The 23,120-nt window shown below is 61.0% G+C and carries 24 protein-coding genes and 1 other RNA gene; 18 read left to right on the forward strand and 7 right to left on the reverse strand.

Translation table 11 applies throughout. From position 1 onward, the window contains the following. Nucleotides 1–15: 15 nt before the first annotated feature. Together OGM67_06040 and OGM67_06045 are read right to left on the reverse strand one after the other, a co-directional pair. Nucleotides 16–993, reverse strand: a complete 978-nt coding sequence (locus tag OGM67_06040; GenBank protein ID UYJ35868.1) for an alpha/beta hydrolase — start codon at nucleotides 991–993, stop codon at nucleotides 16–18. A 9-nt stretch (nucleotides 994–1,002) separates the two neighbouring features. Continuing rightward, nucleotides 1,003–1,935, reverse strand: a complete 933-nt coding sequence (locus tag OGM67_06045) for a hypothetical protein (protein ID UYJ35869.1) — start codon at nucleotides 1,933–1,935, stop codon at nucleotides 1,003–1,005. A 221-nt stretch (nucleotides 1,936–2,156) separates the two neighbouring features. Between OGM67_06045 and OGM67_06050 the strand changes: the two genes are divergently transcribed. The 3 genes from OGM67_06050 to OGM67_06060 all read left to right on the forward strand — a co-directional run bounded on the left by OGM67_06050 (nucleotide 2,157) and on the right by OGM67_06060 (nucleotide 5,144). After that, complete coding sequence (locus OGM67_06050) at nucleotides 2,157–3,566, forward strand: MBOAT family protein (protein UYJ35870.1); 1,410 nt, start codon at nucleotides 2,157–2,159, stop codon at nucleotides 3,564–3,566. A gap of 13 nt (nucleotides 3,567–3,579) precedes the next feature. After that, nucleotides 3,580–4,641, forward strand: a complete 1,062-nt coding sequence (locus OGM67_06055; protein UYJ35871.1) for a hypothetical protein — start codon at nucleotides 3,580–3,582, stop codon at nucleotides 4,639–4,641. A gap of 140 nt (nucleotides 4,642–4,781) precedes the next feature. Beyond that, nucleotides 4,782–5,144 (forward strand): helix-turn-helix domain-containing protein, encoded by a 363-nt coding sequence (locus OGM67_06060; protein UYJ35872.1) that lies wholly within the window; start codon nucleotides 4,782–4,784, stop codon nucleotides 5,142–5,144. Between the two features lie 410 nt (nucleotides 5,145–5,554). On the opposite strand, the gene OGM67_06065 is transcribed toward OGM67_06060, so the two are convergent. Further along, nucleotides 5,555–6,316, reverse strand: a complete 762-nt coding sequence (locus tag OGM67_06065; protein UYJ35873.1) for an IclR family transcriptional regulator — start codon at nucleotides 6,314–6,316, stop codon at nucleotides 5,555–5,557. Nucleotides 6,317–6,610: 294 nt separating this feature from the next. On the opposite strand from OGM67_06065, the gene eda reads away from it, so the two are divergent. From eda to uppS, 6 genes are all read left to right on the forward strand, one after another. After that, on the forward strand, nucleotides 6,611–7,573 hold the full coding sequence (gene eda / locus OGM67_06070) for a bifunctional 4-hydroxy-2-oxoglutarate aldolase/2-dehydro-3-deoxy-phosphogluconate aldolase (protein ID UYJ35874.1): 963 nt from the start codon (nucleotides 6,611–6,613) through the stop codon (nucleotides 7,571–7,573). 91 nt (nucleotides 7,574–7,664) lie between these two features. Next, nucleotides 7,665–8,690, forward strand: coding sequence for a sugar kinase (locus OGM67_06075; protein UYJ35875.1), 1,026 nt, complete (start codon nucleotides 7,665–7,667; stop codon nucleotides 8,688–8,690). Between the two features lie 201 nt (nucleotides 8,691–8,891). Then, nucleotides 8,892–9,872, forward strand: a complete 981-nt coding sequence (locus OGM67_06080) for a biotin--[acetyl-CoA-carboxylase] ligase (GenBank protein UYJ35876.1) — start codon at nucleotides 8,892–8,894, stop codon at nucleotides 9,870–9,872. A 95-nt stretch (nucleotides 9,873–9,967) separates the two neighbouring features. Next, nucleotides 9,968–10,513, forward strand: coding sequence for a biotin transporter BioY (locus OGM67_06085; GenBank protein ID UYJ35877.1), 546 nt, complete (start codon nucleotides 9,968–9,970; stop codon nucleotides 10,511–10,513). Between the two features lie 305 nt (nucleotides 10,514–10,818). Continuing rightward, nucleotides 10,819–11,277 (forward strand): Holliday junction resolvase RuvX, encoded by a 459-nt coding sequence (ruvX, locus tag OGM67_06090; protein UYJ35878.1) that lies wholly within the window; start codon nucleotides 10,819–10,821, stop codon nucleotides 11,275–11,277. A 15-nt stretch (nucleotides 11,278–11,292) separates the two neighbouring features. Beyond that, nucleotides 11,293–12,018 (forward strand): polyprenyl diphosphate synthase, encoded by a 726-nt coding sequence (gene uppS, locus OGM67_06095; protein UYJ35879.1) that lies wholly within the window; start codon nucleotides 11,293–11,295, stop codon nucleotides 12,016–12,018. Between the two features lie 298 nt (nucleotides 12,019–12,316). Here uppS and OGM67_06100 read toward each other — a convergent pair whose 3' ends face one another. Further along, nucleotides 12,317–13,093 (reverse strand): peptidylprolyl isomerase, encoded by a 777-nt coding sequence (locus tag OGM67_06100; protein ID UYJ35880.1) that lies wholly within the window; start codon nucleotides 13,091–13,093, stop codon nucleotides 12,317–12,319. 131 nt (nucleotides 13,094–13,224) lie between these two features. On the opposite strand from OGM67_06100, the gene OGM67_06105 reads away from it, so the two are divergent. The 3 genes from OGM67_06105 to OGM67_06115 all read left to right on the forward strand — a co-directional run bounded on the left by OGM67_06105 (nucleotide 13,225) and on the right by OGM67_06115 (nucleotide 14,590). Beyond that, a complete protein-coding gene (locus tag OGM67_06105; GenBank protein ID UYJ35881.1) occupies nucleotides 13,225–13,551 on the forward strand; it encodes a DUF1292 domain-containing protein in 327 nt (108 codons plus the stop codon). 16 nt (nucleotides 13,552–13,567) lie between these two features. After that, a non-coding RNA gene (gene ssrS, locus OGM67_06110) (6S RNA) lies at nucleotides 13,568–13,758 on the forward strand. Between the two features lie 73 nt (nucleotides 13,759–13,831). Beyond that, nucleotides 13,832–14,590: a hypothetical protein gene (locus OGM67_06115; protein UYJ35882.1), complete on the forward strand. Its 759-nt coding sequence runs from the start codon at nucleotides 13,832–13,834 to the stop codon at nucleotides 14,588–14,590. 79 nt (nucleotides 14,591–14,669) lie between these two features. Here OGM67_06115 and OGM67_06120 read toward each other — a convergent pair whose 3' ends face one another. Both OGM67_06120 and OGM67_06125 read right to left on the reverse strand, forming a co-directional pair. Continuing rightward, nucleotides 14,670–15,416, reverse strand: coding sequence for a copper homeostasis protein CutC (locus OGM67_06120; GenBank protein ID UYJ35883.1), 747 nt, complete (start codon nucleotides 15,414–15,416; stop codon nucleotides 14,670–14,672). A gap of 132 nt (nucleotides 15,417–15,548) precedes the next feature. Then, nucleotides 15,549–15,818: a hypothetical protein gene (locus OGM67_06125; GenBank protein UYJ35884.1), complete on the reverse strand. Its 270-nt coding sequence runs from the start codon at nucleotides 15,816–15,818 to the stop codon at nucleotides 15,549–15,551. A gap of 249 nt (nucleotides 15,819–16,067) precedes the next feature. Here OGM67_06125 and OGM67_06130 point away from each other — a divergent pair, with 249 nt between their 5' ends. From OGM67_06130 to OGM67_06140, 3 genes are all read left to right on the forward strand, one after another. Next, entirely contained in the window at nucleotides 16,068–16,697 is a 630-nt protein-coding gene (locus OGM67_06130) for an XRE family transcriptional regulator (GenBank protein ID UYJ35885.1), read from the forward strand. Nucleotides 16,698–16,863: 166 nt separating this feature from the next. Continuing rightward, a complete protein-coding gene (locus OGM67_06135; GenBank protein UYJ35886.1) occupies nucleotides 16,864–18,228 on the forward strand; it encodes a putative DNA modification/repair radical SAM protein in 1,365 nt (454 codons plus the stop codon). Continuing rightward, nucleotides 18,207–18,974, forward strand: a complete 768-nt coding sequence (locus OGM67_06140) for a TIGR03915 family putative DNA repair protein (protein UYJ35887.1) — start codon at nucleotides 18,207–18,209, stop codon at nucleotides 18,972–18,974. Before OGM67_06135 ends, OGM67_06140 begins: the two co-directional genes overlap by 22 nt. 9 nt (nucleotides 18,975–18,983) lie before the next feature. Here OGM67_06140 and OGM67_06145 read toward each other — a convergent pair whose 3' ends face one another. Beyond that, a complete protein-coding gene (locus tag OGM67_06145; GenBank protein UYJ35888.1) occupies nucleotides 18,984–19,376 on the reverse strand; it encodes a BlaI/MecI/CopY family transcriptional regulator in 393 nt (130 codons plus the stop codon). Between the two features lie 367 nt (nucleotides 19,377–19,743). Between OGM67_06145 and serC the strand changes: the two genes are divergently transcribed. The 3 genes from serC (at nucleotide 19,744) to OGM67_06160 (ending at nucleotide 23,104) form a co-directional block, all read left to right on the forward strand. Further along, on the forward strand, nucleotides 19,744–20,838 hold the full coding sequence (gene serC / locus OGM67_06150; protein ID UYJ35889.1) for a 3-phosphoserine/phosphohydroxythreonine transaminase: 1,095 nt from the start codon (nucleotides 19,744–19,746) through the stop codon (nucleotides 20,836–20,838). Nucleotides 20,839–20,942: 104 nt separating this feature from the next. Next, on the forward strand, nucleotides 20,943–22,103 hold the full coding sequence (locus OGM67_06155) for a phosphoglycerate dehydrogenase (protein UYJ35890.1): 1,161 nt from the start codon (nucleotides 20,943–20,945) through the stop codon (nucleotides 22,101–22,103). A 170-nt stretch (nucleotides 22,104–22,273) separates the two neighbouring features. Then, the gene (locus tag OGM67_06160) at nucleotides 22,274–23,104 is read left to right on the forward strand and encodes a PfkB family carbohydrate kinase (GenBank protein UYJ35891.1); all 831 of its coding nucleotides are present in this window, start codon (nucleotides 22,274–22,276) and stop codon (nucleotides 23,102–23,104) included. The last annotated feature ends 16 nt before the right edge of the window (nucleotides 23,105–23,120 follow it).

Below are 23,120 nucleotides of genomic sequence, written 5' to 3' on the forward strand. Positions count from 1 at the left end.
GGGTTTTCCTCTTTTTTAAATGATTTTCTGCACGAACCGCCCGGCGCTTTCCATCGCCATGGCGGCGCGGTGGACGGGCATCTGCTGAAAGACATGCCAGCACTCGGGGTAGATCTCCAGCTGGGCATAGACGCCGGCCTTCTGCAGGCTTTCCACCAGCCGCTCACTGTCGGACTTCAGGATCTCATTCGTGCCCACCTGCACTAAGGTCGGCGGCAGGCCGCGCAGGTCGGCAAACAGTGGACTGTAGCAGGGGCGGGTCCAGTCGGCATCGGGGCCGGTGTAGGCCTCGCGCACGGCGGCGATGTACTCCATCGTCAGCATCGGGTCCAGCGTCTTGCAGGTGCGGTAGCTCTTGCCGCTGGCCGTCATGTCGGTCCAGGGGCTGAACAGCAAAAGCCCGCGCGGCTGGGCGCGGCCCTGCTCCTTCAGCTTCAGTGCCAGCTCCAGCGCCAGATTGCCCCCGGCGGAATCCCCCGCCACGATGACATCCCGTGCGCCGTAGCCCATATACATCAGATAATCCCAGACGGCCAGTGCGTCCTCGATGGCTGCGGGGAAGGGATGCTCCGGCGCAAGGCGGTACTCAAAGGACAGCACATCAAAGCCGGTGGCAAGGGCGAGCTTGCTGGCCAGAATACGGGCGTAGCCCAGCTGGCCGCAGGTGTAGCCGCCGCCGTGGCAGTACAAAACAGCGTGGCGGCGGTCATGACCATGCTCAAGGCTGATCCACTCGGCAGGGATGTTCCCCACCGTCAGGCTGTCGTTGCGGATGCCGATCGACGGCGTGACAAGCCGCGCGAACAGCTCCTGCCCGGCGCGCTGGCGCTCAAGATCTTCCGGCGTGGTCGAGGTATGGTCGCTGATGCTGTGTACCGCCTTGATGGCGCGCATCATCGGGCCGAGGTCATCGGGGTTCTGCTCCTGCTGGGGCACCAGCGTCTTGATGACGGCTTCCAGCCGCTGGCTGAGGTCGTTCTTTTTCTTGGGCATAACGGCTCCTTACAGGCGGGCCAGCAGCCGCGTCCAGACGGTGCGCAGCAGCGGCGGGTGTGCGGCGGGCAGGCCGCAGAGGCGGTGGATCCTTTCCGGCGGAGGGAAGGCCCCGCGCCGGGCGTAGATCCGGTAGATCAGCTTGAGCTGGCGGTCCTTGGCGGCACCCGGCAAATGCAGGATGCAGACGGGATCGAGCGCGTAATTGGTCGATACATAGTAGAAATGCCCGCCGAGCCAATAGCGGAAGATATAGGCATTGGCGGCGCGTACCGGCTGCCCGGCGGCCAGACTGCGGTAGGCAGCGCCGCACCAGACAGCCTCGTCCCCCTCGCGCGGGGTGATGCCCTGTGCCTGCAGCTCATCAAAATACCGGCGGCAGAGCGTCATAAAAGCTGTAAGCCGTGCCCTGCTGCCCGCCACAAGCTCCCCGCCGAAGTGGGTAAGGCTGTGGGGGGCGCCCGCCGGCTCCACTGCGTCAAAGCACTGGCTGATGGCTGCGGTCATCGTCTGGCTGGCGGCGTGGGGCACCTGATAGAGCAGCACCGCCTCGTCACATTCCCGCCACAGATCATCCAGTGGGTGCTGAGTGTAGGTGTCAAGGTCGATCATGCAGGCGCGGGCAAAGTCCCTGTGGGCCAGCACCCACGCCATGGCGCAAAGCTTATAGTAGGCCAGCGCCCAGTTTGTGTCGGCCGGTACGCGGTAGGCGTCAAAGGGGCAGTCCCAGATCTCGACCCCGCCGCCGGTAAGCTGGCTGCAGAACGGCTCAGGCACAGGCGCATTGGTCAGCAGCGCCACGGTGCAGCGCGGGTTCTGGGCCTTGGCGCTGCAGAGCGCCGTGACGGTGCAGCGGTCATAGACTGTGCGGCCCAGATTGGCGGCGTCCCCCTCGCGGTAGCCTTCCAGCGTGGCAAACGCGCCGAAAATCAGATTTTCCATGGGCAGACGCCTCCGTTACATAAAAATACATCTTTATTATAGTCACTCACAGCGGGATTGTCTATGGTCATACCCTGCAAAATGAGCGGGAATGTGCAAAAAACAACTTTTTGCGGCGCACATCTTGCCGAATTTTGGGATACCCTTTATAATGTTTACAGATGTAAAATTTTTATGAAGCGGCACTGCCCCACGGTAGTGCCGCGCGGAGTTGTGTGTATATGGCATTTTCCTCGGTGCAGTTTTTGTTTGTTTTTCTGCCGCTGGCGCTGGCGGTCTACTGGCTCTGCCCCAAACGGCTGCGCAATGCAGTGCTGGGTGCGTTCAGCCTGCTGTTTTTTGCCTGGGCGGGGCTGAAGGGCGCGGCCATTCTGGTGCTGCTGGCCGGCATCAACTGGCTGGGCGGGCTGTCGCTGGGGCGGCTGGCCCACAAACGCCCGCTGCTGACGGCGCTGGTGCTGCTCGATCTGGCGGTGCTGGGTGTCTTTAAATATGCGGGCTTTGCGGCCGAGACCGTAAACGCTTTTGCGCCGGGCCTTGTGCCGGTGCTGGCCCCTGCCCTGCCGTTGGGCATCAGCTTTTATGTGTTCACGGCCATCGGCTACTGTGCGGATGTCGCGGCAGGGCGCGCCGCCCCCGAAAAAAGCCCCTTCCGGTTCGCGGTGTTTCTTGCGTTCTTCGGCCACGGGCCGTCCGGCCCCATTGTCCGCTATGGGCAGCAGGCCCCGCAGCTTGACCCCTGCGGGCAGGCGCGCTGCGTTTCGGCGGACCGCTTCTGCTACGGCATCAAGCGGCTGGTGCTGGGCCTTGCCAAAAAGGCCATCATCGCCGACCAGTTGGCGCTGATCTACGCAAAGGTCGCAGCGGTGCCCGCCGCCACGCTGCCGGCACCCATTCTTGTGCTGGGCTACACGGCGTATATGATGCAGCTGTATTTTGACTTCTCCGGCTACAGTGATATGGCCATCGGCATCGGAGAATTCTTCGGTATCACCCTGCCGGAAAACTTCGACTACCCCTATCTCGCCTGCTCTGTCGGCGAATATTGGCGGCGGTGGCATATTTCGCTGTCCGGCTGGTTCCGCGACTATGTGTACATCCCGCTGGGCGGCAGCCGCTGCCGGCTGCGCCGCACCTGCCTGAACCTGCTCATCGTCTTTACGCTCACCGGCCTGTGGCACGGCGCGGCGTGGCAGTATGTGGTGTTCGGCCTGCTGCACGGCGTGATCCTCTGCCTTGAGCGGCTGGGTCTGGGGCAGCTGCTTAACCAGCTGCCGAAATTTTTCCGGCATCTTTATACGGTGGTGGTGCTCTGGGCCACACTGATCATCTTCGGTGCACCGGGTCTGCGGGAGGGACTGGCCGCGTGGCGCGGCATCCTGACATGGCAGAGCGGGGCCCGCGGGTATACGCTGGCGGCCTTTGCGGATACCAAGCTGCTGCTGATTCTGGCGGCGTCCTTCCTGCTGTGCGGACCGCTGCAGGCGCTGCGCCCCCGGCTGAAAAAGGCCCTGTACGAAAGAAAAGCGCCGTCCCCTGCGGGCATGGTGCTGCTGCTGGTGCTGCTTTTCCTTGGCCTGATGCGGGTCACGGCAGGCACCTACAGCGCGTTTATCTATTTCCAGTTCTGAGGAGGTGCAGACGATGCGCAAAGCGATAAAGATCGGTTTTATCGGCGTGTTCTGCGCCGTGATCGGACTGGCGTTCCCGATCTTCAACATCTTTTCCAAGCAGCTGTCGATGGACAGCCATGAGAACCGGCTGATGACCGGCCTGCCGCAGGTGCTTCACAGCCCGCTGCGGGAGCTGCCGCGAAATCTCGATAACTTTCTGGTGGACAATTCTCCCTTCCGTTACCAGTTTGTGCTGGTCAACGCCGGGCTGGATTATGCGCTGTTCGGCACAAGCCAGAGCGATCAGGTGCTGCCCGGCAAGAAAGGGTGGCTGTTCTACAAGGACGGGCCGAACGCTGCCCAGCCGATGGCAAACTATCAGGGCCTGACTGAACTGAACGACAGTGCCGAGGTGCTGGCCGAGGCCAGCGCGGGGCTGCAGATCTTAAATGACCGGCTGGCAGAAAACGGCTGCACGCTGGTGCTGGACCTGACGCCCAGCAAGGACCGCATTTATCAGGAGTATATGCCGGACGGCTACCCCATCGTGAACGAGCAGAACCGTACCGACCTGCTGGCAGCCTACCTGCAGAGCCACACAACGGTGCCGGTGGTGTGGCGGTATGATCTGCTGCGCAGTCAGGCGCGCCAGAACCCTGACCGGCTGCTCTACTACAAGACGGACACCCACTGGAACGCGGTGGGCGCGCTGTATGGGCTGGACGGTATTTTTGAAGCGCTGGATATGCCGACCCTCTCCCCGGAGAGCTACCCGGTGGAGGCTGATGGAACGACCACCGGCGATATGGCCAATGTGGCGGCGCTTTACGCCAGCCTGCCCGCCGAGGAGACTTACACCGTGCCCGGCTACGCCCAACTGTTTGAAAAAGATGACCGCGCCGTGCGGGTCATCGGCGACTCGTTCAGTGAGTATTATATGCCCTATTTGCAGGCGCGGTTTGCGGCCAGCTGGCGCGAGCACATCGATACCTTTGACGCGGGCATCGTCGACGCGCCGGGGTGCGATATTCTGATTTTGGAGTTCAACGAGCGCAGCCTTGACAAGCTGCTGGCAATTCTGGAACAGTTTTAAAGCAAGCGGCCTGTCTGCGGAAAGAACGCAGACAGGCCGCTTTTTGCAATGTAACCCAAAATATACGCGATAGTTGATGGTGTAATGCGGCACAGTCTGGTATACTGGGGGCAGAAAAATCCACGAAGGAGGAAATAGAGATGGCATTTGCAGCATGGTGGGGGATTTTGAATCTTGTGCTGACGGTAGCGCTGCTGACGGCGGTCGTGTACCTGTTTGTGCTGATCGCGCGGGCGCTGAAAAAGTACATCGGCAGCAGGGAGGTGCGGGCGGAAAAGCAGGCCGCGAAGCGGACACTGGGAGAGACACTGAAGGCCCACCGTACCCGCTGCCATATGACGCAGGAGTTTGAAGCCGAAAGCTTAGGCGTCAGCCGTCAGACGGTCTCCAAATGGGAGAACGGCAGCGCAGACCCCAGCACGACAAACTTGCTGGCGCTGGCGAAGCTGTACGGGGTAGCAGCGGAGGAACTGCTGCGGGGAATAGATCGTAGCGAAGAGTGAAGAAAACAATCTGGGGGGCGGCGTCCCCGACGCCCCGCAGATTGTTGCCACGCCCCGGGAGGGATAAAGCCCTTGCCGTAAACGGGAGTTTGTAGGGCGGCCAGCCCTCTGGCCGCCGTGGAGGGGGCTGGACACTTGCCTACAAAGCAATATAAAAAAGGAGACAAACCGGAAAACTGCAATGTCCGCCAAGTCGCGGGCCGGGCATGCCCGGCCCCTACAGGCTGCCGCGGCAAGGCCCGACAAAGCCCCTCAGGCCTCGCAGGCTCGGCCAGCTCCCCACATTGTGAGGAGCCTTTCTGGCGGCCTGCGGCCGCAAAAAGGCCGCCCCACGCAGTGGGGAGGTGGTCGAGCGAAGCGATGACCGGAGGGGCTTTACCTGTTGCCGGACGTGAAAAATACACCCTATTTCACCGCAACCCTAAATCTGCCAGAATATCCGTCCGGGCGTCCAGCGCCAGCGTGGCAATGCGGCGGATCCGCTCGGGCGTCATGTAGGGCGCCAGACCGCTGATGGAAAACGCACTCTCCGCGCGGCCGTCCGGCCCGGGGATGGCCACGGCCACACAGCGGACGCCCAGCTCGTTTTCCTCATCGTCAATGGCGTAGCCGTTGGCGCGGACCTCCACCAGCTGGCTGCGCAGCTCCTCCAGATCGGTGATCGTGCGGGCGGTCAGCTTTTGCGCATTGCTGTGGGTCCAGATATCCTCCACCTCATCGCCGGGCAGGGTGGCCAGAATGGCTTTGCCCACGCCGGTGCAGTACAGCGGGCTGCGCAGGCCCACACGGCTGGACATCCGCATCGGGCCGCTCTCGGTCTTATAAATGTAGACGATGTCCCGCCCGTCCCGGATCACGAGATGCACAGCCTCGCCGGTGCGCTGGGAGAGCCGCTCCAGATGCGCCTTGGCCACACCCATGATGTCCATGCTGTCCACAATGCCGCTCGACAGCTCAAACATCTTCAGGGTCAGGCGGTAATGGCCGTTTTCCTCGTCCTGCACCACATAGCCCAGCCCGACCAGACTGGCCAGCAGCCGGTGAACGGTGCTTTTGGCAAGCCCGGTCTCCCCTGCCAGCGTCTGCAGGCTGACCCCGGTGGGGTGCGCCGCCAGATGCTCGATCAGCTGGAAGATGCGCTCCACGCTTTGTACGCCGCCTTTTTCTGCCATACCACAGGCCTCCCAATGAAATTTAACAAAAAATTCATAATTTCGTACGGAACGCAGGGGTTGCTTTTCGTTCCGTATTATGGAACGATTATAACAAAGTTTGCAGCATTTTTCAAGTTCTTTTCCGAATTGCGGAATCCTTAGCATAAGTGACAAAAATCGTGCGGTTTCCTGCGTGTTTTTGCCCGATTGACGCACGCGCGCCCATTGGATATAATAAAAGTAACCGAGTGCGAGCCCTGCCGCGGCATACGGTGCCGGGCACCCGCACAGAATGAGTGAAGGAGAATTGCTATGAATTCTGTTTTGCAGCGTGTTTACGAGATCGGCATTATCCCGGTCATTGCCTTCAACAGCGTGGATGAGGCCCTGCCCCTGTGCAAGGCCCTGATGGACGGCGGCCTGCCGGCCGCGGAGGTCACCTTCCGCACCGCCTGCGCCGAGGATTGCATCAAGAAGATCCATGAGGAGCTGCCCGAAATGCTGCTGGGCGCCGGCACTGTCCTGACCGTTGATCAGGCTGACCGCGCTATGGCTGCCGGTGCTTCCTTCATCGTTGCCCCCGGCTTTGACCCCGAGGTTTGCCAGCATGTCATCGACAAGGGCGGCATCATGATGCCCGGCACCGCCACCGCCGGCGAGATGCAGCAGGCTATGAACATGGGCTGCGAGTGCGTTAAGTTCTTCCCTGCCGAGGCCAACGGCGGCGTGGACAAGCTGAAGAACATCGGCGCTGCCCTCAAGACCTGCAAGTGGATGTGCACCGGCGGTGTCAACGCCAAGAACGTCAACAACTATCTCGGCTACAACCAGATCATCGCCGTCGGCGGCACCTGGATGTGCAAGAGCGACAAGATCAAGGCCGGTGCCTGGGACGAGATCGCCGCAATGAGCCGCGAGGCCGTTGATGTCATGCTGGGCCTTGAGCTGGGCCACATCGGCATCAACTGCGAGAACGAGGCCGAGGCCGCCAAGACCGCCGAGACCATCGCCAGCCTGCTGAGCATGGCTGTCAAGCCCGGCAACTCCAGCATCTTCGTGGGCAAGAAGGAATTCGAGATCATGAAGAAGCCGGGCCGCGGCACCAATGGCCACATTGCTATCCTGACCAACAATGTTGACCGCGCTATCTATCACCTCGGCCAGCGCGGTGTCAAGTTCGACATGGACAGCAAAAATGTCAAGGACGGCAAGACCGTTGCCATCTACTTTGCTGACGAGATCGCAGGCTTTGCCTTCCATCTGGTCCAGCGCTGATTTGGCGTAATCCCAATGTAAATCCAGGGGGCGGCGGCCTCGATGCCCCGCTCCCCTATCTTAAAAAATATTGAATTAAAAGGAGTTCACCATGAAAGTCGTTACTTTTGGCGAATTGATGATCCGTCTGCAGCCGTTCAACTATGAGCGCTTCGTTCAGGCCAACAATCTGGAGTTCACCTTCGGCGGCGGCGAGGCCAATGTTGCTGTTTCTCTGGCCAACTACGGCATCGATGCAGCCTTCGTTACCAAGCTGCCCGCTCATGCCATCGGTCAGGCCGCTGTGAACAGCCTGCGCCGCTACGGCGTTGACACCAGCAAGATCACCCGCGGCGGCGATCGCGTTGGCATCTACTTCAACGAGAAGGGCGCTTCTCAGCGTGGTTCCGTCTGCATCTATGACCGCGCCAACTCCGCCATTCAGCTGGCTTCCACCGCTGACTTCGACTGGGATGCCATCTTCGAGGGCGTGGACTGGTTCCACTTCACCGGCATCACCCCGGCTCTGGGCGAGAATGTTGTTGAGATCTGCCGCGAGGCCTGCAAGGCTGCTAAGGCTCATGGCGTCAAGATCAGCTGCGACCTGAACTACCGCGGCAAGCTGTGGACCCGTGAGCAGGCCCGCGCTGCCATGACCGACCTGTGCCAGTATGTCGATGTCTGCATCTCCAACGAGGAGGATGCCAAGGACGTTTTCGGCATCGAGGCCGAGGCTACCGACATCTACGCCGGCGAGATCAACCGCGAGGGCTACAAGAGTGTTGCCAAGCAGCTGGCTGACAAGTTCGGCTTTGAGAAGGTCGCTATCACCCTGCGTGAGAGCCACTCTGCCTTCGACAACGGCTGGAGCGCCATGCTGTACGATGTTGCCTCCAATGAGTACTGCTTCTCCAAGAAGTACGACCTGCACATCATCGACCGCGTTGGCGGCGGTGACTCCTTCGGCGGCGGCCTGATCTATGCCCTGCTGAACGGCAAGTCCACGCAGGACGCTGTTGAGTTCGCTGTTGCTGCTTCTGCCCTGAAGCACTCCATCGAGGGCGACTACAACATGGTCACTGTCTCCGAGGTCGAGAAGCTGGCCGGCGGCGACGGTTCCGGCCGTATCCAGCGCTAAGTTAGACTTTTCCCACTAAATCTGTTTGCATCATAGCAAAAGCCCCGCAGGCACAATGCCTGCGGGGCTTTTGCCGTTCCCGCCTGCCCGGCGGGACATTTTTTTGCTTTGATTGTCAACCGTAACACTGCAAAGGCGTTGACATTTCGGCCTGCGGCGCGGTATACTGGCCTACAGTCGGGCTTACAGGGGGGTGTGGATATGGTCAAGCAGCAGGTGCTGGCGGCGCTGGACGCGGCGCGCGGGCGGTATATCTCCGGGCAGGAGTTGGCCGCGCAGCTGGGCGTCAGCCGCACAGCGGTGTGGAAGGCTGTGGCTGCTCTGCGCAGTGACGGAATCCCCATTGAGGCTGTGACGAACCGCGGCTACGCCCTTGCCGCAGACGCTGATGTGCTGAACGCCGCCGCCGTGGCGGCCCTGCTTGCGCCGGAACCCCTGCACGCGCTGCAGATCGAGGTCGTGGATCGGCTGCCCGGTACGAATGCCGCCCTGCGCGCCCGTGCCGATGCCGGTGCGCCCGAGGGACTGGTGCTGATCGCACAGGCACAGTCTGCCGGGCGAGGGCGCGGCGGGCACAGCTTCTATTCCCCGCCGGGCGGCCTGTATATGAGCATCCTGCTGCGCCCGGAGATCGGTGCCCGGCAGGCTGTGGGCCTGACCGCCATGGCGGCAGTGGCTGCCGCCCGCGCGGCTGAAAAGCTCTGCGGGGCACCGATCCGCATCAAGTGGGTCAACGACCTTTGGAAGAACGGGCGCAAGGTATGCGGCATCCTGACCGAGGCCGCGCTCGATCTGGAGTCCGGTATGCTGGACTATGCGGTGCTGGGGCTGGGCTTTAATGTGGTGGCACCGGCCGAAGGCTGGCCTGCGGAGCTGCAGAGCGTGGCGGGGGCGCTGTTTGACGGCGACCCGGCGCCCGGTGCCCGGGCAGCGCTGGCAGCGGCGTTTCTGAACGAGTTCTGGCCGCTGTACCGCACCGGCCCGCGCAGCGGGTATCTGGACGAATACCGCAGCCGTCTGGCGCTGGCGGGCCACCGTGTTCTGGTCACGCCGCGCAGCGGCACACCGCGCCCCGCCGCCGTGCTGGGCATTGATGATGAATGCAGGCTTGTCGTGCGCTATGACGGTGAAAGCCGTCCTGCTTCCCTGACCAGCGGCGAGGCCGGCGTTCGATTGCTGTAAAACATCGCTGCATTCTGTCAGAAGCCGCTGCGGCGGCACCCGGGCAGGATACGGCAATGCTATAAATTACCATTCAACAAGAGGAGTACGAAAGTATGACGAAAACTACTGACAATGTCCGCCGCATGGTGCTGTGTGCCATGTTCACCGCGCTGGTTGCCGTCTGCAGCCAGATCGCCGTTCCGATGCCCTGGGGCGTACCCATCAATCTGGCACTGTTTGCCGTCTACATGGCGGGCACGATGCTCGGCCCCGTCTGGGGCACGGCCAGCCAAGTGGTCTTTATTGCGCTGGCGGCCATCGGCGTGCCGGTGCTGGCCAACTTTCAGGGCGGCCCGTCCGCGATCTTCGGCAAGACCGGCGGCTACGCCATCGGCTACATTCTGACTGCGCTGATCACGGCCCTGCTGGTCCGGGTGCTGGGCCGCAAATTCTGGGCGCTCTGCGCTGCGATGGTCGTAGGCTGCGCCGCCTGCTACCTGCTGGGCACGATCTGGTTCATGACGCTGACCGGTGCTGACCTTGTGAGCGCTCTGGGCTGGTGCGTGCTGCCCTACCTGCCCGGCGATGCCGTGAAGATCGTTCTGGCCGCCATGCTGACGATCCAGCTGGATAAGCGGCTGAAGGGCTCGCTGGTCTGAGTTTGTAGGGGCGGCGTCCTCGACGCCCCGCGGGTCGATGCAAGCATCGACCCCTACAGTACCCCAAGGGCTTCCCCCACGGGGGAAGCTGTCACCGAAGGTGACTGATGAGGGCAGAGCTGACCAGGCTGACCCGTTTACGGGCAACCGTAGCAAGCCCACCCCTCATCCGACCCTGCGGGGCCACCTCCCCCCCACGGGGAAGGCAAAGCAACAAGGCAAACAAAATCTCCCGCCCTGCTGGTCAGGGCGGATTTTTTATGCTATAATATCTATATCTGACAAAATGTAAAGGAGCCCTGCCCATGAAATGGCTTGCCGTTGACTATGGCGATTCCCGCACCGGGCTTGCCGGGTGCGATGCCGGGGAGACGATCACCTCCCCCATCACGCCGCAGATCGAAGAGAAAAGCATGAACAAGGTTGCCGCCGCTGTGACGGAGGTCTTTGCCGCCCGCGGGGCGGAGGGACTTGTCTGCGGCCTGCCAAAAAACATGGACGGCACCGAGGGCAGCCGAGCCAGCAAGAGCCGCCGTTTTGCCCAGCGCCTTGCCAACACGGCGGGCGTGCCCGTTGTGATGTGGGATGAGCGCCGCACCACCGTGTCCGCCGCCGCTATTCTGGCCGATAACGATACATTCGGTGCCAAGCGCAAGGAGCGGCTGGACTCGGTCTCCGCTGCCGTCATTCTGGAAAGCTTTCTGAACTGGCGCGCCCATCACCCCGGCGAGGAACCGCCGGAGCTGGTCCGCCCCGAGCAATAAAAAAGGAGAACTGTTATGCCGAATCCAGTTGAACCCCGCTTTCCTACCCATGTAGCCATCATCGTGGACGGTAACCGCCGCTGGGCCAAGCAGCGCCTGCTGCCCGTCAGCATGGGCCATAAAGCCGGCTTTGACCGCCTGCGTGAGATCACCCGCTATGCCGTCGGTGACCGCGGCGTCTTTGTGCTTTCGCTCTATGTTTTCTCCACCGAGAATTTCAGCCGCGATGCCAAGGAAGTCGGCTATCTGATGGACCTGTTTGCCAACAACTTCCGCACCATTGCCGATGAGATGAACGAGCGCGGCTGCAAGGTGCTGTTCAGCGGCCGCCGCGAGGGGCTGCAGCAGCGCGTGCTGGATGCCATGGATTATATGATGGATCTGACGAAGGACAACGAAAAGGGTATCGTCAACTTCTGCCTGAACTACGGCAGCCATGCCGAGCTGACCGATGCCACCCGCGCAATCGCAGCTGAGGTCAAGGCCGGTGCGCTGCAGCCCGAGGAGATCGATGAAAAAACCATCGAGAAGCATCTCTACCGCGACCTGCCCCCGGTGGATCTGATGATCCGCACCAGCGGCGAGGAGCGGCTGTCCAACTTCCTGCTGTGGCAGTGCGCCTATGCGGAGTTCTACTTTACCGATACCCTTTTCCCCGATTTTACCAAGGAGTGCTTTGACAAGGCACTGGCTGAGTATGCCCGCCGCGACAGACGCATGGGCGGAAACACAAAGAAATAAACCTCAAAAGCCTTCCCCTTCTTGGGGGAAGGTGGCCGAGGCCGGATGAGGGGGCGGGTTTGCTACGGTTGCCCGTAAACGGGTCAGCTTGGTCAGCTCTGCCCTCATCAGTCACCTTCGGTGACAGCTTCAGTCTCCGCGCTAAGAGCCGCCTTCGGCGGTTGCGCTCCGACACGCGCCTGCGGGCGCAGCCCCTCGGGGGAAGCCTTTGAAAATAGCATAATAGACAACCCGCCCCCGCAAAGTTTGGCAGTTCTGCCAACGCTCTGCGGGGGCGGGTTTGCATATACTGTTGGTATCAGCCTACCGTATCAAGGCCGTTGTCCGCCTCGGCTGTGTAGGTCGTGATCGTTACATGGTTGATTGTGATAGCGGCTTCCTCGGTGGGGCGGAAGGTGTCGTTTCCGTCATCATCCTTCACCGTGTCAACGCAGGCCATCGCGTCCACGACCTCCATGCCCGCATATACCTGACCGAACACCGTGTCGGTGTTGTCTAGGTACGGTAAGCCGCCCACGGCAGCGTAGGCCGCGACCTGCGCGTCGGTGTAGCCGTTGGCAGTCAGCTCGGCCTGCAGATCGCTGCTGCTCACACTGTCCGGCAGGGCGGTCACGAAATAAAACTGACTGTTGCCGCCGGTCGCATCGCCGCCCGCCGCAAACGCAGCGCAGAGCGCCCCGGCGTAGTGCTTGAGGCCCGCGTCAGCCTCCAGCGGGTAGGGGTTGTTACTCCAGATCGTGGAGCCGCCCGTACCGGTGCCGGTCGCATCGCCACCCTGCACGGCAAAGCCGTACTCGCTGCGCCAGATCGTCGTGTTATCGTAATATCCGCTGCGGGCCAGCCCCACAAAGTTGTAAACGGCCATCGGTGCGGCATCAGGGTAAAGCACGGCGCGCACCTCGCCCAGAGAGGTATCAAAAATGGCGATGATATCGCCGCTGCCGGGCGCGGTGAATTGCCGCTCACTGCTGACGAAATCAGCCGGACGGGTGGGTGGGGTCTTTTTTTCGCCGCTGCTGCAGGCACACAGCAGGGCCAGCGCCAGCGCGGGCATCAGACAGAGTTTTTTGTGCATGGCGGCAACCTCCGTAAAAATCCAATTAAAGCTATTATACCACAGAACTTCCCGCTTGAACACCCTTGACGTTTGAAGAAAAAAAGGGTACACTATAAGCATCAAATACGAACGACCACAGGAGGTCACTTATGTCTGACGAACTGAGCCCGGAAATGCTGGAAGAAGCTGCCCCCGATCTGCTGACGCTGGAGGATGAGGACGGCAAGGAGGTCACCTTTGAGGTGATCGACGCTACCGAGGTCAACGGCACCCGTTATCTGGCTGTTATCCCCTATCAGGAGGATCCCGAGAGCCTGCAGGAGGATGCTGAGCTGATCCTGATGCGCATCGGCACCGATGATGAGGGCGAGTATATGGACATCGTGGACGATGATGAGGAACTGATCACCGTCGGCAAGGTGTTCGAGGAGCGCCTGCGCGCTATGTACGATATCGACGATTCTGAATTGCAGTAAAAGGCCGAACGGCTTTTTCACCCTGCGCGGTTCGATTTGTTGCGGCCTTATAGAATCCTACTAATCAAATTTTGGGAACCCGGGTCGAGGACCGGATTGCAGACCTCCCGCTTCGGCGGAAGAAGGGAGCATGAACGCTCTTGTAGGGTACCCACCTGCCTGTACCGGTAGGTTTTGATTGGTTGCAGACGGCTGTGCGGGGTTTTTACAGAACTATCCCGGGCAGGACTTCCTGTCCGGGTTTTTGAGTTATGTTTTTTGAGGAAAGGGGTGCTTGGCCGTGGCGGAGCGGATCTGCGTTGGGGACAGACTCCCCTTCTTTTTGTATGACACGCCCTACAGCGCCCGCAATCGCTTCCGTGATCTGCTGCAGGCCAGCGCCCCGCTGGTGGTGGTCTTTATGGCGAACTTCGGCCATCCCATTACGCGCACCTTTGCAAGCCGCTATGCCGACACCTACGCCGCACTGCATGACGGCGGCTTTGCGCTGGTGGTTCGCTCGCGCGCGGACAAGCTGTCGCGCAGCATCGGGCCGGACACGCTGCCCTATCCCCTGCTCTGCGATGCAGCGGGCGTGCTGTATGAGCATCTTGCCATACCCACAAGCAAAAGCACGCTGATGAGCTATTCGCTGGAGGGGTGGCGCATCCTGCGGGAGGCCAAAAAGCAGGGCTACCAGCCGGTAAAGGGTGCTGAACAGCAGCTGCCGCTGACGCTGATTCTGGACCGGGACGGCACCGTACTGTTCTGTCATTACGGCGCGAGCCTGACTGATGTGCCCGAGGACTGCGCAGCCATCCAGAGCCTTCTTGAGGAGCTGGAGCTGACGCCCGATTACGAGGAGGCTGGTATGCCGTCCTATGCCGAGCCGGAGGCTGCTATGGCCGCAGAAAGCCGCCCCCGCGCCCATCATGGCCGCCGCGCGCCCGAGGATACCGGCGGGTTCCAGCCTGTGCGGCAGATTCGGGAATATACTGTGCCGGATCTTGAAAAAACCTCGATGTTCGGGCTGTTTGATGACCCTTATGATGAAAATTGAAACCCGCCTGCTGATAAAAAATCGGCAGGCGGGTTTTGCTTCTTGCTTTAATGCAGGGGTGATTCTATATCCGCCCGCGTTACCGCATTACCGCATCCTTCGCCGCCCTCACAGCCTCGGCATCGGTCTGCTGGATGTGCCACTCGTCCAGTCCGGGCAGGCCCATGGGGACGCCCTCCCGCCGGAAGGTCATGCCGCTGTCGAGCAGCTTTTTACAGCTGGCGTGGAAGGCCCGCGCCCCGGGCAACGCAGCGCGCAGCTCGTCAATGACGGCGGCGCTGACCCCTGCGCCGATGAGGATCTCGGGGCCGTTCAGCGCATCCCGCAGGCGCAGCAGCGCAGCCAGTTGGGCTGTGCCCTTGCGGCAGCTCTCAGCCCCGCCGCTTGTCAGCACGGTGTCGATGCCCAGTGCGGCGGCAGCGCGGTAGGTGCCGCACAGATCGCGGGAGACATCTATACAGCGGTGCAGGGTGACGGGGGCGCCGCCGCAGGCGTCCAGCAGAACGCGCATGGCGGGCAGATCAAGATCCCCCGCCGGTGTCAGGGCGCCAATGACAAAGCCGTCCGCTCCGGCGGCGCGCAGCGCCGTGATCTGGCGGCAGAGCAGGTCGATTTCCTCCTGCGTGTAGAGAAAATCCCCCGCACGCGGCCGCATCAGGCAGCGCACAGGCAGGCTGATCTCCGCCTTGATCTGGCGCAGCAGATCGGCATAGGGCGTCAGACCGCCCACGGCCAGTGCGCTGCAAAGCTCCAGTCGGTCTGCCCCGCCCTGCCCGGCAGCGCGGGCGGAGGCGAGACTGTCCACGCAGACTTCCAACAATTTCATGCAGGTCACATCCTTGGTTCGTTTTCCTCATTGTAGCATAGAGCCTTCTTTGCAGCAAGCCCCGCACGGCCAAAAAGCGTGCGGGGCTTGCTGCAGTTATATGTATCACAACGAATAGGAGTAGGCGTGTTGTCAGGCGGCGTGCCCGCCGCGCACGACCTGCAGCTGAACGGCAGGCCGCTTGTGCGTTGCAGGCAGAACAGCCTCGGCAGTGCGGGACGGGGCACCCAGCAGAATACCGCATACGGCGTTCAGCAGCACAACGGACGCAAAAAGGCCCAGCAGCGCAGCCCAAAGCGGCATGGAGCCGGCAGCGGCCGCGCTTACCATCGCACCGGCCAGCAGGATGGCTGTGGTTGCAATCAGTCTGCAAAGCTTGTGTTTGATGAGTTCCCAGTTCATACCGATACCTCCTGATGAGGCTGCCCCGCAAAGGCTGCCCCGCCGCAAATAACAACGGATGAATGTGATCCGCTTGATGAGACTACTATAATACATCTTACGGTTGTTGTCAAGATAAAATTACAACTTATTTTTGAAAAAAGTTGCGGAAACCTCTTTACAAAAACAATGGGTAGTTGTATAATGGGAGCAATGAAATGGGATTTCCACAAGATACAGCTTTATCCTATTGAAAAAGGAGTTTTCCCGATGTTTGCAGAGCGCTTGAAAGAGGCCCGCAAGGCCAAACGATACAGCCAGGCAGAGGTTTCCCGGATGCTGGGAGTGACGCAGCAGGCTGTCGGTAAGTGGGAGACGGGGCGTTCCACCCCGGATCCGCAGACCGTGGCACGCCTGGCTGAAATCCTCGACACCCCTGCCGATGTCCTGCTGGGGCTGCGCAAGGAGCCGGACGCGTCCTCTGCTGTGGGCCGCAATGCGTTCAGCCGTTATACCGAGTCTCAAGTCCCGGTTGTTGGCACGGTGCGCGCCGGGTACGGTGCGCTGGCCTTTGAGGAGGACTACGGTAAGGAATACGCCTGCGTCAAGGACCCGGAGAACTATTTCTTTCTGGTTGTCAAGGGTGACAGTATGGAGCCGCGCATTTCCGATGGCGATCTTGCGCTTGTCCACCGCCAGAATACGCTCGACAACGGCGACCTTGGTGTGCTGGTCTACGGTTCAGACGGCGAAGGTACGCTGAAAAAGTACATCCAGCGCGGCAACTCGGTCGTGCTGCACCCCTTTAACCCGGCCTATGAGGAAATGGTCATCAAGGGGGAGGAGCTGGATCACCTTTACATCGCAGGCAAGGTCGTGGAGACCAAGGCTAAGTGGTGATCTCTCTCTCCGCATCTATATTGTAGCATAAGCAGAGTCCCATAGTCCGGACTTTGAACGGCAAAACAGAAGTATCTTTTAAAAATGCTGCCCGCGGCACACCCTGCTAAGCAAGGATATGCGGCGGGCTGTATTTTTTATACCCTTTTTTCAGGAGGCGGGCAGAATGGACCTTGCGGAAAAGCTTGAGATACTGGCAGACAGCGCCAAATATGATGTGGCCTGCACCTCCAGCGGCGTGGGACGCCCGGGACGGCACGGCAGTCTGGGCAGCTGCGCACCGGCGGGCATCTGCCATGCCTTTACGCCGGATGGGCGCTGCGTGTCGCTTTTGAAGGTGCTGTACTCGAATGTCTGCAGCTATGACTGCAGCTACTGCGTGAATCGCCGCTCCAACGACCGGCCGCGGGCTACCTTTACCCCGCGGGAGCTGGCAGAGCTGACGATCGGCTTTTACCGCCGCAACTATATCGAGGGCCTGTTTTTGTCGAGCGCGGTGCTGGGTACGCCCGACCACACGATGGAGCTGATGATCGAGGCGCTGCGCATCCTGCGGGAGGAGTACCGCTTCAACGGGTATATCCATGCCAAGACGATCCCCGGCGCGGACCCGGCGCTGGTGGAAAAGATCGGACTGCTGGCCGATCGCCTGTCGGTCAATATCGAGCTGCCCAGCGAGGCAAGCCTGAACACGCTTGCCCCGGACAAGAAAAAAACTGCGATCCTGCGCCCTATGGGACAGATCGCAGTGCAGAGCGCGCAGAGCAAAAAGGAGATGGTACTTTACCGCGGTGCAAAGGCGTTTGCACCGGCCGGGCAAAGCACTCAGATGATCATTGGCGCAACGCCGGAGACCGACCGCCACATCATGGATCTGACGGAAGGACTTTACCGAAAATACGCCCTGCGGCGGGTGTTTTACTCCGCCTATCTGCCGGTTGTGGAGGACCGCCGCCTGCCGGCGCTGCACACAGCCCCGCCCCTGCTGCGGGAGCATCGGCTCTATCAGGCGGACTGGCTGCTGCGGTACTACCATTTTTCGGCGCAGGAGCTGCTGACCGAGGAGGAACCGAATTTTGACCCCTATCTCGACCCCAAGTGTACCTGGGCGGTGCGCCACCCGGAATTTTTCCCGGTGGAGGTCAACACAGCCGGCAAAGAGGAACTGCTGCGGGTGCCGGGCATCGGCCCTAAGAGCGCTATCCGCATCCTGCAGGCGCGGCGCACCCAGAACCTCGGCATGGCAGAGCTGAAGCGCATCGGCGTAGTGCTGAAGCGGGCGCAGTATTTCATCACCTGCCGCGGCAGGGCGGCTGCCCGCGGCACCCGCGCCGAGATCGCCGGTGCCCTGCTGGACCCCAAGGCGTTCAGCGTGGGGATGCAGCAACTTTCGCTGGATGATTTTGTACCCAAGGCGCTGCCGGATGCTGCCCCGGCCGTGCAAAAGCTGGCCGCCCGCGGCATGGCGGCGGATACAGCCGCAAAAACCGTGCGGCAGGAGGCGCTGCAATGTCTTACCAAGCGTATGTGACCGATGTGGCCTACTGCTATGACGGCAGCTTTGCGGGCTTCCTCTGCTGCGTGTTTGAAAGCTACGCGCGCAGAGAGATCCCGGCAGAGGTCTGCCCGCCTGAGGAGGGCCAGCTGAATTTTTTCGGCGTGCGGGACATCCCGACGGACCCGCAGCGCGCGCGGCGGGTGGCAGCCGGGCTGGAGCGGCTGGGCGCACAGGTGAAGGATTGCATCACAACGGGCTTTCTCTCCACGGAGGGCGGCAAGGATCTGACGCTGCTGCGCTTTGCACGGCTCTGCTTTGAGCAAGGGCCCCGGGCGGCGCAGATGCTGGGAAAACCCGATGCGGCTGCGGCCTTTGCCCTTGCGCGGGCGGTCAGCAATGAGGCCTGCAAATGTATTGAATTTATCCGGTTTGAACAGCGGGACAATATGCTGGGCGCGGTCATCCACCCGAAGCATCAGGTGCTGCCGCTGCTGCGGGGGCATTTCTGCGGCCGCCTGCCCGATGACGATTTCCTGATCTTTGACGCCACTCACGGAACGGCGCTGGTGCGCCGCAGCGGCCGGGTGCAGTATCTGACCATGGAACGGTACACGCCCGGCACTGATGCCGGGGAGTTGGACTGGCAGCGGCTCTGGAAGCGGTTTTTTAAGGCGCTTACGATCGAGGAGCGGCGCAATGAAAAGGCCCAGATGAACCATGTACAGAAGCGGTTCTGGAAAGATATGGTGGAGATGCAGGGGGATTTGCCTTCCCCCTAGCGTGAGGCGCTATTCGTAGTCGTACTCCGGGTTGGCGGCCTGATATTCGGTCAGCCAGCGCAGAAGCCGCTCGGTGTCGGCGCAGCTCATGCGGCCGGTGTCGGCCAGCGCCTGCACCATGGCGCGAATATCGCCGCCGTACAGAGTCTGCAGATGGGCCTGACTGACGGCGCCGCAGTAGGTCAGGCGGCGCACCAGCGGCGTGTAGAGATTTTTGTTGCCCTGCTTTTCGGTGTGGACGAACTTCTTTTTTTCAAGACGGAGCAAAAAATTGAGCAGCGTAGAGTCTGCCCAGCGGCATGCGGGCGGCAGCTGCGCGGCAATCTCGCGCCGGGTGGCGGCGCGGCTGCAGGCCCAGAGGGCTGCCATGACCTGCTCCTCACTGCGGGAAAGCTGTTCCATAAAGACCTCCCTGCGGACGGTGTCGTCCGGAATGGATAAGATGCGTTTTACAAATGTAATAGATAACCATAAATATATTTTACATCTGTGGAAGATATAAATGCAATAGAAAATGTTGCACAAATTTTACTGCTGAAAATATACGGACGGGAAGAAAGCTTTTACAAATGTAGGATATAGTGTTCTCGATAGATAAACATTTAGTCACAACACAAAAACACACCCGGAATTTTGCGCCATTTTTGTAAGTTTGCCCGCTTGCCGGGGCGGCGGCAGGCTCCTATAATAAATGACATACCGCAACGGCGCGGCAGATGCGATCCGCCGTGAGCGGGTCGCATTTCATTTACTGTAGGAGGAAGTTAAGATGGCTAGAGTTTACAATTTCAGCGCCGGCCCTTCGATGCTGCCGGAGGCTGTTCTGAAAACGGCACAGACGGAGCTGCTGGACTACCACGGTTCCGGCATGAGCGTGATGGAGATGAGCCACCGCAGTAAATGGTTTGATGAGATCATCAACAACACCGAGGCTGCCATGCGCCGGGTGCTGAACATCCCCGACAACTATAAGGTGGGCTTTTTTCAGGGCGGCGCGACCCAGCAGTTTGCGATGGTGCCGCTGAACTTTATGAAAACCGGCACGGCAGACTACCTTGTGACCGGCAATTTCAGCAAAAAGGCTGCTGAGGAGGCCGCCAAGTTCGGTACGGCCCGCATTGCCGCCAACAGCAAGGACAAGAACTTTACCTATATCCCCGATGTGAACGGCATTGACTATGACCCCAACGCCAGCTACATCCATATCTGCCAGAACAATACGATCTTCGGCACGAAATACCGCGATGTGCCGCAGGTGGACGGCGTTCCCCTGATTGCAGACATGAGCTCGATGATCTGCTCGGAGCCGGTGGATGTGAGCAAATACGGTGCAATCTACTTCGGCGTACAGAAGAACATCGCACCGGCCGGCATGGCGGTGGCCATCATCCGTGAGGATCTGCTGGGCGGCGCGGCCAAGGGCCTGACCCCTGACAGCCTGCCCACAATGATGAACTACACCACCCTGCTGAACGCCGACAGCATGTACAACACCCCGCCGTGCTGGTGCATCTACATGACCGGCCTGGTCATGGATTACCTTGAGCATGAGGTGGGCGGCCTTGAAAACATGAAGAAGATCAACGCCGCCAAGGCGAAGGTGCTGTACGATTATCTGGACGGGCAGGACTTTTACCGCAACCCGGTGCAGAAGGAATACCGCAGCATGATGAATGTGACCTTCACCAGCCCCGATGCCGACACCGACAAGGCGTTCTGCGCCGCCGCTGCAGAGGCAGGCTTTGTGAACCTGAAGGGGCACCGCCTTGTCGGCGGTATGCGCGCCTCCATCTACAACGCCATGCCGCCGGAGGGCATTGACAAGCTGGTCGATTTCATGGAGAAGTTCCGCAAAGAACATTGATTTGCCGCACGGAAGCAGCCCGTTAAAGACTTGCAGCGCAGGGCTGAGGGCCGGACATGTTCGGCCCCTACAAAGCATAATAAGGGGAACAGGGAGTTATATATATGTACACGATCAAAACTTTGAACGCTATCTCGCCGGTGGGGCTGGCCAAGCTGCCTGCCAACCAGTTTGAAATTGACAACGAGGCCGCTGCGCCGCAGGGTATTCTGGTGCGCAGCGCCGATATGCATGAGACGCCGCTGCCCGACAGCCTGCTGGCGATCGCCCGCGCAGGTGCCGGCACGAACAATATCCCGGTCGAGGAATGCACCGGCGCCGGTATCGTGGTGTTCAACACCCCCGGTGCCAACGCCAACGCCGTGGCAGAGCTGGTCATCGGCGCGCTGGTGGCGGGCAGCCGCAATCTGGTCGATGCTGTCAACTGGGCGCAGACCCTCAAGGGGCGCGACACCATCGCCAAGGATGTGGAAAAGGGCAAAAAAGTATTTGTCGGCCCTGAGCTGCGCGGCAAGACGCTGGGCGTCATCGGTCTGGGTGCCATCGGTGCCCGGGTGGCCAATGCCGCCGTGGCGCTGGGCATGGAGGTCCTCGGCTATGACCCCTACATTTCGATCGACGCCGCATGGAGCCTCTCCCGCAGTGTGCAGCACTGCGTCACGCTGGGCGATATGCTGCCCCGCTGCGACTACCTGACCATCCATGTCCCCTACCTGCCCACGACCCGCCACACGATCAACGCCCAGACGCTGGCCATGTGCAAGGACGGTGTCCGTGTGCTGAACTATGCCCGCGGGGAGCTGGTGGACAACACCGCCCTGCTGGACGCGCTGAACAGCGGCAAGGTCGCACAGTATTTCTGCGACTTCCCCACTGAGGAGCTGCTGGGCGTCAAGGGTGTATGCTGCACGCCGCATCTGGGCGCAAGCACGCCCGAGAGCGAGACGAACTGCGCCGTGATGGCCGCCGCCGAGCTGAGCGATTATCTCAAGAACGGCAACATTACCCACAGCGTCAACCTGCCGGATGTCAGCCAGCCCCGCATCGGCGGCCGCCGCATCTGCATGATCCACAAGAACACCCCGGGTGCGATCTCGGCCATCACCGGTGTGCTGACCGAGGCTCATCTGAACATTGAGAACATGGTCAACAAGAGCAAGAAGGATGTTGCCTACACCCTGCTGGATGTGACCGGCAATGTGACGGGGGATCTGGCGGTGCAGCTGCGCGCCATCGAATCTGCGATCCGCGTGCGGGTGCTGTAAACCTGCCGGAAAACGACCGCCAAATGTATAAAACCGTCTGCTGCCCGGCAGGCGGTTTTTGTTGTCTTTGCTCAAAAACCAAACAAATCAACCCAATCGCCCCAATACTGCTTTTTTTGCGCGGGGTTTTATGGTAAAATCTATGAGAAATCAAAAAGGAGGGCGGCATCATGACCAATGCGCCGAAAACCGTATTAGCCATCCATGACCTGCCGGGGCTCGGCCGGGCGGCGCTGTCTGTCATCGTACCGGTGCTTTCGGCGCTGGGGGTGCAGACGGTCGCGCTGCCCACGGCGGTGCTGTCCACCCACACGGGCGGGCTGGGTGCCCCTGCCAGGCTGGCAGATTCGGCCTACGGCCCTGCGGCGCTGGCCCATTACCATCGGCTCGGGGTCAAGTTCGACTGCATCTACTCAGGCTATCTGGCCGATGCCGCGCAGGCAAAGCTGGTGCAGCAGGCCTTTGCGCTGTGGCCCCGTGCCTTCAAGGTCGTGGACCCCGTGCTGGGGGACGGCGGCCGACTGTACAGCGGTCTGGGGGCGGATATGGTCCCCGCCATGTACGATCTGTGCAGCCACGCTGATCTGATCGTGCCCAATGTGACCGAGGCTGCGCTGCTGTTGGGCGATCCGCTGCCAGGCGTGGGCAGTGCCGAACAGGCAGCGGCCCAGGCGGCCCGGCTGACCCGCATTGCACCGCAGGTGGTCGTCACGGGGGTGGCGGGCCTGGGCGGAGGGCGGTACATAGGCTGCGTGGGCGCATCCCGCGGCGGCGAGGGCTATGCGGTCAAGACGCCGCTGCAGCCGCGGATGTTCCACGGCACAGGGGATATTTTTGCCTCGGTGCTGGTGGGGCGCATCCTGCAGGGCAATGTGCCGCAGGCTGCCGTGCAGGCCGCCGCTGCCTTTGTGGCAGAGTGCATCCGGCAGACCCCTGAGGGTGCCGATGAGCGGCTGGGCGTCTGGCTGGAAACCGCGCTGCCGAAATTGAGGCAGGAGTAAAAAATAAACAAACAGG

It is taken from the genome of Oscillospiraceae bacterium (assembly GCA_025757985.1).
GTDB lineage: Bacteria > Bacillota > Clostridia > Oscillospirales > Ruminococcaceae > Gemmiger.

Coding starts and splice junctions, on each gene's coding strand:
- OGM67_06040 (UYJ35868.1), bottom strand. CDS start 993: ATGCCCAAGAAAAAGAACGACCTCAGCCAGCGGCTGGAAGCCGTCATC.
- OGM67_06045 (UYJ35869.1), bottom strand. CDS start 1,935: ATGGAAAATCTGATTTTCGGCGCGTTTGCCACGCTGGAAGGCTACCGC.
- OGM67_06050 (UYJ35870.1), top strand. CDS start 2,157: ATGGCATTTTCCTCGGTGCAGTTTTTGTTTGTTTTTCTGCCGCTGGCG.
- OGM67_06055 (UYJ35871.1), top strand. CDS start 3,580: ATGCGCAAAGCGATAAAGATCGGTTTTATCGGCGTGTTCTGCGCCGTG.
- OGM67_06060 (UYJ35872.1), top strand. CDS start 4,782: ATGGCATTTGCAGCATGGTGGGGGATTTTGAATCTTGTGCTGACGGTA.
- OGM67_06065 (UYJ35873.1), bottom strand. CDS start 6,316: ATGGCAGAAAAAGGCGGCGTACAAAGCGTGGAGCGCATCTTCCAGCTG.
- eda (UYJ35874.1), top strand. CDS start 6,611: ATGAATTCTGTTTTGCAGCGTGTTTACGAGATCGGCATTATCCCGGTC.
- OGM67_06075 (UYJ35875.1), top strand. CDS start 7,665: ATGAAAGTCGTTACTTTTGGCGAATTGATGATCCGTCTGCAGCCGTTC.
- OGM67_06080 (UYJ35876.1), top strand. CDS start 8,892: ATGGTCAAGCAGCAGGTGCTGGCGGCGCTGGACGCGGCGCGCGGGCGG.
- OGM67_06085 (UYJ35877.1), top strand. CDS start 9,968: ATGACGAAAACTACTGACAATGTCCGCCGCATGGTGCTGTGTGCCATG.
- ruvX (UYJ35878.1), top strand. CDS start 10,819: ATGAAATGGCTTGCCGTTGACTATGGCGATTCCCGCACCGGGCTTGCC.
- uppS (UYJ35879.1), top strand. CDS start 11,293: ATGCCGAATCCAGTTGAACCCCGCTTTCCTACCCATGTAGCCATCATC.
- OGM67_06100 (UYJ35880.1), bottom strand. CDS start 13,093: ATGCACAAAAAACTCTGTCTGATGCCCGCGCTGGCGCTGGCCCTGCTG.
- OGM67_06105 (UYJ35881.1), top strand. CDS start 13,225: ATGTCTGACGAACTGAGCCCGGAAATGCTGGAAGAAGCTGCCCCCGAT.
- OGM67_06120 (UYJ35883.1), bottom strand. CDS start 15,416: ATGAAATTGTTGGAAGTCTGCGTGGACAGTCTCGCCTCCGCCCGCGCT.
- OGM67_06125 (UYJ35884.1), bottom strand. CDS start 15,818: ATGAACTGGGAACTCATCAAACACAAGCTTTGCAGACTGATTGCAACC.
- OGM67_06130 (UYJ35885.1), top strand. CDS start 16,068: ATGTTTGCAGAGCGCTTGAAAGAGGCCCGCAAGGCCAAACGATACAGC.
- OGM67_06135 (UYJ35886.1), top strand. CDS start 16,864: ATGGACCTTGCGGAAAAGCTTGAGATACTGGCAGACAGCGCCAAATAT.
- OGM67_06140 (UYJ35887.1), top strand. CDS start 18,207: ATGTCTTACCAAGCGTATGTGACCGATGTGGCCTACTGCTATGACGGC.
- OGM67_06145 (UYJ35888.1), bottom strand. CDS start 19,376: ATGGAACAGCTTTCCCGCAGTGAGGAGCAGGTCATGGCAGCCCTCTGG.
- serC (UYJ35889.1), top strand. CDS start 19,744: ATGGCTAGAGTTTACAATTTCAGCGCCGGCCCTTCGATGCTGCCGGAG.
- OGM67_06155 (UYJ35890.1), top strand. CDS start 20,943: ATGTACACGATCAAAACTTTGAACGCTATCTCGCCGGTGGGGCTGGCC.
- OGM67_06160 (UYJ35891.1), top strand. CDS start 22,274: ATGACCAATGCGCCGAAAACCGTATTAGCCATCCATGACCTGCCGGGG.